Origin of the sequence: Pseudomonas sp. PS01303 (assembly GCF_029959385.1) — a bacterium.
GTDB classification, from domain to species: Bacteria; Pseudomonadota; Gammaproteobacteria; order Pseudomonadales; family Pseudomonadaceae; genus Aquipseudomonas; species Aquipseudomonas rustica.
Map to the genome: position 1 here is coordinate 1 of NZ_JASCPK010000158.1, position 13,191 is coordinate 13,191.

The 13,191-nt window shown below is 58.9% G+C and carries 11 protein-coding genes; 7 read left to right on the forward strand and 4 right to left on the reverse strand.

All coding sequences use genetic code 11. The features are described from left to right. Positions 1-98: 98 nt before the first annotated feature. From QMX93_RS26480 to QMX93_RS26490, 3 genes are read right to left on the reverse strand one after another with little or no spacing between them, the layout of a single operon-like run. Positions 99-422, reverse strand: a complete 324-nt coding sequence (locus QMX93_RS26480) for a multidrug transporter (RefSeq protein ID WP_282358478.1) — start codon at positions 420-422, stop codon at positions 99-101. A gap of 56 nt (positions 423-478) precedes the next feature. After that, entirely contained in the window at positions 479-1,291 is an 813-nt protein-coding gene (mutM, locus tag QMX93_RS26485; protein WP_282358479.1) for a bifunctional DNA-formamidopyrimidine glycosylase/DNA-(apurinic or apyrimidinic site) lyase, read from the reverse strand. Positions 1,292-1,303: 12 nt separating this feature from the next. Further along, positions 1,304-2,116 carry an HDOD domain-containing protein gene (locus tag QMX93_RS26490; RefSeq protein WP_172680168.1) on the reverse strand — a complete coding sequence of 271 codons (813 nt, stop codon included), beginning with the start codon at positions 2,114-2,116 and terminating at the stop codon, positions 1,304-1,306. A gap of 227 nt (positions 2,117-2,343) precedes the next feature. On the opposite strand from QMX93_RS26490, the gene QMX93_RS26495 reads away from it, so the two are divergent. From QMX93_RS26495 to ilvD, 6 genes are all read left to right on the forward strand, one after another. After that, positions 2,344-2,883, forward strand: coding sequence for a type 1 glutamine amidotransferase domain-containing protein (locus QMX93_RS26495; protein WP_282358480.1), 540 nt, complete (start codon positions 2,344-2,346; stop codon positions 2,881-2,883). 338 nt (positions 2,884-3,221) lie between these two features. Further along, the gene (locus tag QMX93_RS26500; RefSeq protein WP_212545090.1) at positions 3,222-4,418 is read left to right on the forward strand and encodes a class I SAM-dependent rRNA methyltransferase; all 1,197 of its coding nucleotides are present in this window, start codon (positions 3,222-3,224) and stop codon (positions 4,416-4,418) included. Between the two features lie 445 nt (positions 4,419-4,863). After that, positions 4,864-5,937: a SagB family peptide dehydrogenase gene (locus QMX93_RS26505; RefSeq protein ID WP_282358481.1), complete on the forward strand. Its 1,074-nt coding sequence runs from the start codon at positions 4,864-4,866 to the stop codon at positions 5,935-5,937. Then, positions 5,934-6,911: a diiron oxygenase gene (locus QMX93_RS26510; protein ID WP_282358482.1), complete on the forward strand. Its 978-nt coding sequence runs from the start codon at positions 5,934-5,936 to the stop codon at positions 6,909-6,911. The genes QMX93_RS26505 and QMX93_RS26510 overlap by 4 nt, the downstream gene beginning before the upstream one ends. Continuing rightward, on the forward strand, positions 6,904-8,136 hold the full coding sequence (locus QMX93_RS26515) for an MFS transporter (RefSeq protein WP_282358483.1): 1,233 nt from the start codon (positions 6,904-6,906) through the stop codon (positions 8,134-8,136). Before QMX93_RS26510 ends, QMX93_RS26515 begins: the two co-directional genes overlap by 8 nt. Before the next feature lie 255 nt (positions 8,137-8,391). After that, the gene (gene ilvD / locus QMX93_RS26520; protein ID WP_053124757.1) at positions 8,392-10,233 is read left to right on the forward strand and encodes a dihydroxy-acid dehydratase; all 1,842 of its coding nucleotides are present in this window, start codon (positions 8,392-8,394) and stop codon (positions 10,231-10,233) included. Between the two features lie 165 nt (positions 10,234-10,398). Here the strand turns inward: ilvD and QMX93_RS26525 are convergent, their stop codons facing one another. Continuing rightward, positions 10,399-11,460 (reverse strand): haloacid dehalogenase-like hydrolase, encoded by a 1,062-nt coding sequence (locus QMX93_RS26525; protein WP_159811900.1) that lies wholly within the window; start codon positions 11,458-11,460, stop codon positions 10,399-10,401. 241 nt (positions 11,461-11,701) lie between these two features. Here QMX93_RS26525 and QMX93_RS26530 point away from each other — a divergent pair, with 241 nt between their 5' ends. Then, the gene (locus tag QMX93_RS26530) at positions 11,702-13,093 is read left to right on the forward strand and encodes an L-cystine transporter (RefSeq protein ID WP_282358484.1); all 1,392 of its coding nucleotides are present in this window, start codon (positions 11,702-11,704) and stop codon (positions 13,091-13,093) included. Positions 13,094-13,191: the final 98 nt, after the last annotated feature.

Below are 13,191 nucleotides of genomic sequence, written 5' to 3' on the forward strand. Positions count from 1 at the left end.
CGCGAGCAGGCTCGCTCCCACTTTTGAAATGCGTTCCAATGTGGGAGCGAGCCTGCTCGCGAAGAGTCCATCAGCCACACCGCAAACTCCTGATCAGCTCACTCGCGCTGCTCAAACCCCTCCCCCGTACACCCCAGACACCTTACAAACGCCGCCCGCGCCGGATCCACCACCAGCGCCTGCCCCGCATCGCCAATCCCGCCACCCAGCGCGGTAAACGGCAACGACACCACAAACGCCCCCGCACCAATCACCGTGGCCACCACCAATAACGGTCGGGCAATCAGCAAGTCGCCGATCATGGCGTAGGCAGGCGGGTTTTGAATGGTGTAGCGCGGGTCGCCGCTGCCGCTTTCCGTGGCCTGAACCGCTAGGCTGGAACACAGCAGCAACGTGACAAAGAAGACTTGCAGGGATTTCATGGCACGATCCTTCGGGCTGAACAGTGAGTCACCTCACTATAGACCCCAGGACTTTTTCAGCTCTGACAGCGTGGGCAAAACACACTGGCGCGCTGGCCGAGTTTCACTTCGCGCAGCCCGGTGCCGCAGACCTTGCAGTGCTCACCACCCCGGCCATAGACAAACAGTTCCTGCTGGAAATACCCCGGCTGACCGTCGCCACCAATAAAATCGCGCAGCGTCGTGCCGCCACGTTCGATCGCAGCAGCGAGGATGCGTTTGATCTCGATCGCCAGCTTCAGATAGCGCCCACGGGAGATGCCCCCGGCCTCGCGGCGCGGATCGATGCCGGCGGCGAACAGCGCTTCCGTTGCATAAATATTGCCGACCCCGACCACGATTGCGTTGTCCATGATGAACGGCTTGACCGCCATCGACCGCCCGCGTGATAGCTGAAACAAGCGCTCGCCATCGAACAGATCGGTCAACGGCTCCGGGCCGAGGCGAATCAGTAATTCATGATTAAGCGGATCGTTGCTCCACAGCATCGCTCCGAACCGGCGCGGATCGGTGTAGCGCAGCGCCAGCCCCGACTCCAGTTCGATATCGACGTGCTCATGCTTGAGGGCTGGCAGCCCCGCTTCGACCAGACGCAAATTGCCCGACATGCCCAAATGGCTGATCAACGTGCCGACTTCAGCGTTGATCAGCAAATATTTGGCACGCCGCTCGACCAGCACAATGCGCTGGCCGGACAGGCGCACATCGAGGTCTTCGGGGATCGGCCAGCGCAACCGCCGGTCACGCACGATCACCCGGCTGACACGCTGGCCTTCCAGATGCGGGGCAATCCCGCGACGGGTGGTTTCGACTTCGGGCAGTTCAGGCATGGTGTCCTCGAATCAATGCGCGCCGAGGTCGCGAATCGTTTGTTTGAGGGTTTCGAAATCGTAGTCCGACAGACCGACGTAATCGAGAATCAGCGGGCCGATGCTGTTCCACTCGTGGTCTTCGGTCTGGTTGCCCAGCACGCGATACGACGCACAAATGTGTTCGGCCATCTTCAACAGCGCCAACAGATTCTTCAACTGGCTGTTGCGCGACGACTCGTCGCTGAAAATCGCCAAGGCGTTGTGGTGATTGGCGATCGCGGCACTGACATGCTCCGGCAAACGCCACGACTTCGCTGTGTAATAGCCGACCACCGCATGGTTGGTGTTGAACGTACGGTTTTCGGTATCGACCACGCGACAGGTCGGGCTGGCGTTGGCATACGCCTCTTCCAGCACCGACATGTAATTGGGGAAACGCTGCAGCATCAACGGCACGCCGCAATCGTGGAACAGGCCCAGCGCATAGGCTTCATCGCCGGCCTGAGTGCCGATGCGTTTGGCCAGCGTCAGGCAAGTCATCGCCACATCCTGCGCGGTGTCCCAGAAACGGTTGAGCGTGACGATGGTGTCGTCATTCATCTCGCCCTTGATCGACTGCGCGTTGATCAGATTGATGATCGAACGGCTGCCCAGCAGATTCACCGCGCGCTGAATCGAAGTGATCTTGTTGCTCAAGCCGTAATACGGCGAGTTGACGATTTTCAGCAATGAACCGGAGAGGCCAGGATCTTGGGCGATCAGCTTGGCGATCACCTCCAGATCCGGGTCGGGCATGTACTGCTCCATTTGCAGATCCACCATGATCTGCGGTTGCGCCGGCACACTGATGCCTTGCAGCGATTGTTGAATCTGTTCGGTGGTCAGCTCTTGGGACATATGTACACACTCAGGGACAGGCGGCGATTCTAACCGCTGAGACCGCAGGGCGACACACCGACGGGCACATCGGAGGAACTTTCATTCAAACTCAGGCTTCGGACTTGGTAAGGCGCGGCGAAAATTTTCTGGCCGCTGCGCCAACAAATTCTCACTGACTCAGGAGCTTATCGATGGCCACTTCCCTCAACGGCAAGCGCGTCGCTTTTTTGGTAACCGACGGTTTCGAACAGGTCGAATTGACCGGCCCCAAGCAAGCGCTGGAACAGGCTGGCGCGCAAGTCGACATCCTCTCGGCCGAGACCGGTACGGTCAAAGGCTGGAACCACGACAAACCGGCGGATGACTTCAAGGTCGATCAGACCTTCCAGGCTGCCAGCATTGAGCAGTACGACGCGGTGGTGTTGCCGGGCGGCGTGCAAAACTCCGACACCATTCGCATCGATCAGGACGCCCAGCATCTGGTCAAGACCGGCGCCTCGGCCGGCAAACCGATCGCGGTGATCTGCCATGGCAGCTGGCTGCTGATTTCGGCGGGGCTGGTGAATGGCAAAACCATGACCAGCTATAAAACCGTCAAGGATGATCTGGTCAACGCCGGCGCACATTGGGTGGATAAAGAAGTGGTCAAGGACGGCAACCTGATCAGCAGCCGCCAGCCGGATGATATTCCGGCGTTCAGCAGAGAGCTGATCAGCGCCCTTTCTGCCTGATCCAGATTTCTCCTTTCCTCACCGATCCATTGTGGAGCAGGGGGTTTCTCCTCCCACACCGATCCATTGTGGCGAGGGGATTTATCCCCGTTCGGCTGCGCAGCAGTCGCAAAACCTGACAGCGCGGTGTATCAGACATACCGTGTCAGATGGATTTGGGACCGCTGCGCAGCCGATCGGGGATAAATCCCCTCGCCACAGATAAATCCTCTCACCGCAGATAAATCCCCTCACCACAGGTAAATCCTCCCACATTGGGAGCGCACCACATGTCCATTTGCCGGCCAATCAGCCGGCCTGACGCGCTATACTCCCGCTCTTTTTTCCGGAGCGACGTCATGTCCCTGCCTAGCCTGCGCCTCAAAGCCAACGCCGACCGTCGCCTGCGCAACGGCCACTTGTGGGTCTACAGCAACGAAATCGATGTGGCCGCCACCCCGTTGCACGGCTTCAAGGCCGGCGATCAGGCGATCCTCGAAGCCGCCGGCGGCAAGACTTTGGGCATCGTCGCGATGAGCCCGAACAACCTGATCTGCGCCCGTCTGGTGTCCCGCGACATCAAGGTGCAACTGGACAAGTCGCTGCTGGTGCACCGCCTGAACGTGGCCCTGTCGTTGCGCGATCGCCTGTTCGACAAGCCGTTCTACCGCTTGGTCTACGGCGATTCCGACCTGTTGCCGGGTCTGGTGGTTGACCGTTTCGGCGACATCCTCGTAGTCCAGATCGCCTCGGCGACCATGGAAGCGCACAAAGATGACGTGATCGCAGCGCTGACCCAAGTGCTCAAGCCAAGCGGCATCCTCTTCAAGAACGACTCCGCCGCGCGTGACGCTGAAGGCCTCAATCGTTACGTCGAAACCGTGTTCGGCCTGGTGCCGGAGTGGGTGGCGCTGGAAGAGAACGGCGTGAAATTCGAAGCCCCGGTCATTCAGGGTCAGAAAACCGGCTGGTTCTACGACCACCGCATGAACCGCGCACGCATGGCGCCTTACGCCAAAGGCAAACGCGTTCTCGACCTTTATAGCTACATCGGTGGCTGGGGCGTGCAAGCTGCTGCCTTCGGCGCCAGCGAAGTGTTCTGCGTCGATGCCTCGGCCTTCGCCCTCGACGGCGTTGAGCGCAACGCCGCACTGAACGGCTTTGCCGACAAGATGACCTGCATCGAAGGCGACGTCTTCGAAGCGCTGAAAGAGCTGAAAGCCAGCGAAGAGCGTTTCGACGTGATCGTTGCCGATCCGCCGGCGTTCATCAAACGCAAGAAAGACATGAAGAACGGCGAAGGCGCCTACCGTCGTCTGAACGAGCAGGCCATGCGCCTGCTCAACAAGGACGGCATCCTGATCAGCGCTTCGTGCTCGATGCACCTGCCGGAAGACGATCTGCAGAACATTCTGCTGACCAGCGCCCGTCACCTGGATCGCAACATCCAGATGCTCGAGCGCGGCGGTCAGGGCCCGGATCACCCGGTGCACCCAGCCATCGCCGAAACCCGCTACATCAAAAGCATCACCTGCCGTCTGCTGCCAAACAGCTGATTGGTCAGTAAAAACGGGGGGCCCAAGGGCTCCCCGTTTGTTTTTGGGCGGTGCAAGGCCGTCTATTTCACTTCAAATCCAGCCGACTCCTACAATTAACTTCCTACAGTCTTGCAGGAATTTTCCGCGCACCTGTTAATTAGCGAAAAACAACTGACAAGTTTGTACAAGGGGCGAGATCGCTCCGACAAAATTACTGGATTTTTCCTACTTAATCTCCACTTGCCATTAATCGATTACAAACTATTATTGAGTTGTCACCACGAGGTGGCATTCAATCTTAATGAACAAGGAGTTCATACTATGAAAGCAATTACTCTGGAAACCAACAAAATCGCAAACCTCGCTTTTCTGGTTGCGCCTAAAGCCCGCTAAGTAAGTCAGGACGCTGGGGAGTGCCGGCACCCCAGCGTCCATCAGCCCTTTCCAGAGTGAAGCATTGAACATGCACATCAATCCGTACTTATTCATATTGCCGCGCACGCCCGGACAAATCGTCTGGAACTATAAAGAACACACTCAACATGAACTTGATCTTGATTACGCTTCAAGACTGGCGAAACTTATCGACAACCCGAACGCATTCGACAGCCGCAACATAATAGACATACAACTATTGAGCGTGGGAATTTTAACCATTGCAAAAATAGACAGCCCGCCCTGGGGCTGGGATGAGTTATCCAAGATATTTCATATAGGCACGCAGAACATTCCCTGCGAAGAGACACCCAAGAATATTAATGAATGGTCCAGACAATATCTGGATCATTGCAATGACGTACTGAGCAAACCACCGCCCGATAAAGAGCGCCCCACACTGGAAGGCGCGCGACGCATCGCGCTGCCGGCGCCTGCCGTGCTAAGCAACGACCGCTTGGGAAACGTCCTGCGCCAGCGCAAAACCAGTCGTTCCTTTACCGGTGAAGCGATCACGCTGAATGACGTTTCCACCCTGCTCTATCTTTCCCTCGGTTATCTGCACGAACGCCAGCAGGATCGTGACAGCAGTATCGCCCTCGGGCTTGATGCCCGTCGCAGCAGTCCTTCCGGCGGCGGTTTGAATGCGTGCGAAGGTTTTGCGCTGGTGCAGAACGTCAGCGGCCTGAAACCCGGCATCTACGCCTATCACCCGGAAGAGCACGCCTTGAGCCTGATAAACCCGCTGCCCGACACCGCGCTGGGTCAACTGCTCGGCGGACAACACTTCATCAACAACCTGCCGCTGGGCCTGTTCATTACCGCGCGTTTCGACAAGCTCTGGTGGAAATATGAACACTCACGCGCCTATCGCATGGCGTTCGTGGAGGCTGGGCACTTGTCGCAATCCTTTCAGTTGGTTGCCACGGCCCTCGGTCTCGGCACTTGGCTGACCGGCGCGTTCTCTGATGATCAGGTTGAAGCCCTGCTGAAAATTACCGGCAGCGCGGAACAACCGTTGTTCTTCGTCGGTTGCGGCGCCAGCGACGGTCAAGCGATGTGTCAGGAAATGCAGGCGCTGTTGCTGGAGGTGCAAGCATGAACGCAATCACCTCCGACCAACTGGAAGCCTCAGTGTCATGGGCGCACAAGTTCACCCTCGATGACTGGAACGGCCGCGCATCGGTGCGCACTTCTCAACACACCTATCAATTGCCGGATGACCTGCAAGAACAGCTGAAAACCCGCCACTGGTTTCCCCCGGCCTTTTTGCCGTACCTCTCACATCCGGCCATTCGCGCTGCTGGCAGCGAGGTCATACAACGGCTGACGGCCAATCATCTGGTGCATTTCCTCGACTACACCACGCTGCTCGAACACCGCATTGTCAACCGCGCCGTGGAAACCATCGTCCACGGCGAGCTGCCCGCTTTCGTGCCCTCGCGCATGAAAAATGCGGCGCTGCAGCTGTACACCGACGAGGGCTATCACGCGCTGTTCTCCAGTCAACTGGCCGAGCAGATCGCCAGCCAGTACGGCATTACCGAGCGCCCGGTGATGCCCATGCGCATTACCCAGTTGAACACCGCAATTACCCGAGTGCCCGAGACGGATCGCCCACTCGCGTGGTTTCTGCTCGGCTTCGTCTCGGAGACGATCATTGCCCGGGAGTTGCTCGAGGTTTGCCGTGACACGCTGGTCTCCAGCGTCAGCGACATGCTGCGCGATCACCTCGCCGACGAGGCCCGTCACAGCCGCTATTTTTCAGAAGTGTTCCATTACCTGTGGCTGACCCTGAACAGCCGTCAGCGCACCTTCAGCGCCAGAATGCTCCTGGAGTTCCTGCGAATCTTTTTCGAAGTCGACGAGCGCTGGCTGAAACAGAGCCTGCGCAGTGTCGGGATTGCCGACGACGTCATTCGCAAAATCCTCGACGGATTGATCAGCCCCAGAGCCAGTCGTCAGCGCACCAAGGCCGGGGCGAAGGCAACGCTGGAGGCGATGACAAAAGCGGGATTCTTTGCCCTCATCAATAACCGCAAATTGTTCGCCAAGGCAGGCCTGGTCGATGAATAGAGGAAAAGCCGCAGTGACCGCCGGGCAACGCCGCGGCGCGGTCAGTCTGTTGATGGCGATGGTGCTGCTGGGAGTGTTTCCGCTGGATGTGCTGCTGCCATCGTTTCCGGCACTGGCCGAGCACTTTCGCACCACTCCGGCCAATATTGCGCTGTCGATCAGCCTGTTTGCGGTGGGCATCGCTTTTGCGCAACTGCTGATCGGGCCGCTGTCGGATGCCATCGGGCGCAAGGGTTTACTGCTTGTGGGCATGAGCATTTCGATGCTCGGTGCCCTCGGTTGCGTAAGCACCAGCGATTACACGCTGTTCCTGATATTCCGCGTGATGCAGGCCCTGGGCTGTGGCTGTTTCGTGTTGTCGCAGGCCTTGGTGCAGGATCTGTTCGAAGGCGAGCAGCGCGATCGGCTGCGGATCCTGATGGTCACCGCCTCTGGGATTTTCATCTCGATATCGCCGCTGGCCGGCACTTTCCTGCAGGCCACGCTTGGCTGGCGCGGCAGCTTCTGGGTGTTTATCGGTTTGGCCGCCGTGGTGTTGATCAAGGCGTGGCTGTTTCTGGACAACAGTCGGCCGTCTCACAGCGGCGCTCGCCCCGGCTTCATTCGGTCTTATCGGCGAGTGCTGGGCGACTTCGAATTCGTCAGCTACTGGCTGATATCCGCCTTCGCCTTCGCCTGCCACTTCTCATTCATCGTGATTTCACCGTTGATCTTCATGGATCAACTGCAAATGGCGCCTTATGACTTTTCACTGATTCTGTTGATCTACGGCGCGGCCTACATTGTCGGAGGGCTCGTCGCCACGATCCTCAGCCGCCGAATCAAACCCGGCCAGCAAATGCTCGTCGGGCTTGGCCTGATCCTGCTGTCGGGGCTGGCAATGCTGTACCTGTCGTCGAACTTCGCGTTGACGCCAGCGACCGTGCTGATTCCGATGCTGATCTGCACCGCCGGCACCACCATCGCGCGCCCAGCCGCCACGTCGAAAGCCATGGGCCTGTTCCCCGAACTTGCCGGCACCTCGGCGGCGGCCGGCAGTACCCTCACTTTTATCTGCGGCGGCCTTATCAGCGCATTGATCAGCCTGAGCCCGGCCAACCTGCAAGCCACGCTGGGTTACAGCTTTGTCCTGCTCAGTGGCGTGGCATTAGCATTGAACAGTCGGATCAGCCGTCGCGCCAGAATCCATGAAAGCCATGCCATGACGCAGCCGGGCGGTGATTAAAGCTGCCGGTCGTCATGCCACACACGCCGTCGGCACTGGAACAACACTTTGCGCCATTCCCTCCAGACGCCAGCGGTGTAGAATCGGCAGATTCATCGCCATTCATCCCCGGCGGGTTTATGAGCTCAGGCTGAGACCAGCGGCGATCCCGCAACGTCATCGGCAACTTCCGGACACACGGCCATTTCTGAGTGTTCCAGAGGTCAATAGAAGCTCACTCCCATTTAGTACCTGATTAGCCGCCCGGAGTGCTCCATGCCAGATTATCGCTCGAAAACATCCACCCACGGCCGCAACATGGCCGGCGCCCGCGCACTGTGGCGCGCCACGGGGATGAAAGATGACGACTTCAAAAAGCCGATCATCGCTATTGCCAACTCGTTCACCCAGTTCGTACCGGGCCACGTGCACCTGAAGGATCTGGGCCAACTGGTCGCCCGCGAAATCGAACGCGCTGGCGGTGTAGCGAAAGAATTCAACACCATCGCTGTGGATGACGGCATCGCCATGGGTCACGATGGCATGCTGTACTCGCTGCCGAGCCGCGAGATCATCGCCGACTCCGTCGAATACATGGTCAACGCCCACTGCGCCGACGCCATCGTCTGCATTTCCAACTGCGACAAGATCACCCCGGGCATGTTGATGGCTGCCTTGCGCCTGAACATTCCGGTGATCTTCGTTTCCGGCGGCCCGATGGAAGCCGGCAAGACCAAACTCGCCTCCCACGGCCTCGACCTCGTCGATGCCATGGTGATCGCCGCCGACGAAAGCGCTTCTGACGAGAAAGTCGCTGAATACGAGCGCAGCGCCTGCCCGACGTGCGGTTCGTGCTCCGGCATGTTCACCGCCAACTCGATGAACTGCCTGACCGAAGCACTGGGTCTGGCATTGCCGGGCAACGGTTCGACTCTCGCCACCCACAGTGACCGCGAGCAGCTGTTCCTGCAGGCTGGCCGCACCATCGTCGAGCTGTGCAAGCGTTACTACGGCGAGAACGACGAATCGGTACTGCCGCGCAACATCGCCAACTTCAAGGCGTTCGAGAACGCGATGACGCTCGACATCGCCATGGGCGGTTCGACCAACACCATCCTGCACTTGCTCGCTGCCGCCCAGGAAGCCGAGATCGATTTCGACCTGCGCGACATCGACCGTCTTTCGCGCACTGTTCCGCAGCTGTGCAAAGTGGCGCCGAACATCCAGAAGTACCACATGGAAGACGTGCACCGCGCCGGCGGTATCTTCAGCATCCTCGGTTCGCTGGCCCGTGGCGGTCTGCTGCACACCGACCTGCCGACCGTGCACAGCCGCAGCATGGAAGAAGGCATCGCCAAGTGGGACATCACCCAGACTGACGATGAAGCCGTGCACCACTTCTTCAAGGCCGGCCCTGCCGGTATTCCGACGCAGACGGCGTTCAGCCAGTCGACCCGTTGGGAAACCCTCGATGACGACCGTGAAAACGGCTGCATCCGCAGCGTCGAACACGCCTATTCGCAAGAAGGTGGTTTGGCCGTGCTGTACGGCAACATTGCTCTCGATGGCTGCGTGGTGAAAACCGCCGGTGTCGACGAGTCGATCCACGTCTTCGAAGGCAACGCGAAGATCTTCGAAAGCCAGGACAGCGCCGTACGCGGCATCCTCGCCGACGAAGTGAAGGCTGGCGACATCGTCATCATCCGCTACGAAGGCCCGAAAGGCGGCCCGGGCATGCAGGAAATGCTCTACCCGACTTCGTACCTGAAATCCAAAGGTCTGGGCAAAGCGTGCGCATTGCTCACCGACGGTCGTTTCTCCGGCGGTACGTCCGGCCTGTCCATCGGTCACGCTTCGCCAGAAGCAGCGGCCGGCGGTGCGATCGGTCTGGTGCAGGACGGCGACAAAGTGCTGATCGACATCCCGAACCGCTCGATCAATCTGTTGGTCAGCGACGAAGAACTGGCGGCACGCCGCGCCGAACAGGACAAGAAAGGCTGGAAACCGGTCGAGATTCGTCCACGCAAAGTGACCACCGCCCTCAAGGCTTACGCCCTGCTGGCGACCAGCGCCGACAAAGGTGCGGTGCGTAACAAAGCGATGCTTGACGGGCTGTAAGCCTTAAACGTCGAAAAAAAATGCCCCGCCTGAGTGCGAGGCTGATCGTTCCCACGCTCTGCGTGGGAATGTCTCAAGGGACGCTCCGCGTCCAGTGACGCGGAGCGTCACGGGCTGCATTCCCACGCAGAGCGTGGGAACGATCAACCCGATCCCTTCTGGGGGTTACTGGATTTCTTCAGGCTTGACGATCACCCAGTTCTTGTCCGCCGTCACCGGCAACCCTTCCTTCGCCTGCGCCGCCGCGTGTTTGGCCATCATGCCGTTCAACTGCGTCATGTACTTGTCCTTGCGGTTGATCCACAGGTGAATCCCGCCCTTCGCCACGTCAACATCGTGGAACAGCATGTAACCGTCGCTCGTCGGCGTATCGCCACCGACCAATACCGGTTTTTTCCACTCGTCGATGTAAGTGAGGATCGCCGCATGTTTGCCGGCCATCCACGTCGCCGGCGTCCACAGGTATGGCGTCAGCTCCAGGCCAAGGTTGGCCTTCTCGTCATACTTGCCGGCGGTGATCTGCTTGCGTGCAGTGGTCAGTTCGTTAGTCTCGCGGTTCTTCAGCAGCGTGGTCACGCCGATAACGTTCTGTGGTTTGACGTTGTAGCCGTACTTCGGATCCGCCGCGACCATGCGCACCAGTTCCTCGGAAGCCGCGGTCATCACGTAAACCTCGATGCCGTTCTCCATCAGCTTGTTGTACAGCTCTTGCTGTCCAGTGAAGATCTTCGGCGGATTGACGTCGAGCTTCTTGACCACATCACCTTCGTAATAAGTCGCCGGCACCGGTTTGCCCGAAGCCATCAGCTCATCGACGTAACCCTTGAGTTCCTTGAGGGTGAACCCGGAGAACACCTGCGCGACCCATGGGTAACAGACCATGTCGTCGACTTCGCAGAGGCGATAGTAGTAACTGAACAGGCTTTCCTTGTGGTCGGCGGTGTCCTTGAACGGCATCAACTTCAGGGAGGGGTCGAGTTTGTCGCGGGTGATCAGGCCCTTGTTTTCCATGAACGGCAGCAACGACTCTTCGAGGTCGTAGCGATAACTGGTGTTGTCCATGTCGAACACCGCGTAGTTACCTTTGTTGGCGTTGGCCGCGATCATCGCGTCCAGCGCTTTCGCCTGATCCGCCGGCCAGTGTTTCAGGTCGGTGGCGAAAGCCTGAGAAGCCAGGCCCATGCCCACAGCCAGTGCGACAGCCAGAAATTTCGGTGCGAATTTCATCGACGCTTTCTCCCTGATGTAAAAGCATCGACGCTAACAAATGTGTATGACAGTCCTCGTCTGTCAGCGACCGCCCACGCCGCTATTTGCGCCAAATGCATTGCCGAGAGCGACAAGCGCTTATTCCAAAAACGACGGACGCCCTAAGATTTCGGTATTAAATCATTGCAAATCAAGCTGTTAGGCTTGCCGGTTCGCAGCAGCCCCGGAAGGCTGTTGGCAAAGTCTTTCTGGAGTTCTCATGAACCTACCGTTGATTCTCAACCTGCTGGTGTTCCTCGCCCTGCTGTTCGGTCTGGCACAAACCCGCCACACCACGTGGAGCCTGGCGAAAAAAGTCCTGCTCGCACTCGCTTTGGGCGTGGCTTTCGGCGTGGCGCTGCACACCGTTTACGGTGCCGGCAACCCGATTCTGAAAACCTCGATCGGCTGGTTCGATCTGGTCGGCAACGGCTACGTGCAGTTGCTGCAAATGATCGTTATCCCGCTGGTGTTCGCCTCGATCCTCAGCGCCGTGGCGCGTCTGCACAACGCCTCGTCGCTGGGCAAGATCAGCTTCCTGACCATCGGCACCCTGCTCTTCACCACGGCGATTGCTGCGCTGATTGGTATCGGCCTGACCAACCTGTTCGGCCTCACCGCTGAAGGTCTGGTCGCCGGCACCCAGGAAATGGCCCGTCTGCAAACCATTCAGACCGACTACGCCGGCAAGGTCGCCGACCTGAATGTGCCGCAACTGCTGCTGTCGTTCATCCCGCAAAACCCGTTCGCCGACCTGGCCCGGGCCAAGCCGACGTCGATCATCAGCGTGGTGATTTTCGCCGCATTCCTCGGGGTCGCCGCGCTGCAACTGCTCAAGGATGACGTCGAAAAAGGTCAGAAAGTGATCAACGCCATCGACACCCTGCAAGCCTGGGTGATGCGTCTGGTGCGTCTGGTGATGAAGCTGACCCCGTACGGTGTGCTGGCGCTGATGACCAAAGTGGTCGCCGGTTCCAACCTGCAGGACATCATCAAACTCGGCAGTTTTGTCGTGGTGTCGTATCTGGGTCTGGGCCTGATGTTTGTCGTACACGGTTTGCTGGTGTCGGCGGCCGGGATCAATCCGCTGCGTTTCTTCCGCAAGATCTGGCCGGTGCTGACGTTCGCGTTTACCAGCCGTTCGAGCGCGGCGAGCATTCCGCTGAGCATTGAAGCGCAGACTCGTCGCCTGGGGATTCCGCAGTCGGTGGCGAGTTTTGCGGCATCGTTCGGTGCGACGATTGGCCAGAACGGTTGCGCGGGGCTGTACCCGGCGATGTTGGCGGTGATGGTTGCGCCGACCGTGGGCATCAACCCGCTGGATCCGCTGTGGATCGCGACGTTGGTGGCGATTGTGACGCTCAGCTCGGCCGGCGTGGCCGGTGTCGGTGGCGGTGCAACGTTCGCAGCGCTGATCGTGCTGCCGGCGATGGGTTTGCCGGTGTCATTGGTGGCGTTGCTGATTTCGGTTGAACCACTGATTGATATGGGGCGTACGGCGTTGAACGTGAGTGGCTCGATCACGGCGGGTGCGATGACCAGTCAGGTGATGCAGCAGACTGATAAAGAGTTGCTGGATGCTGATGAGCATGCGGAGCTTGCTCAGGCTTAACTGCAACACATACTTGTGGCGAGGGGATTTATCCCCGTTGGGTTGCGTAGCGACCCCATTATTTTGGGGCTGCTGCGCAACCCAACGGGGATAAATCC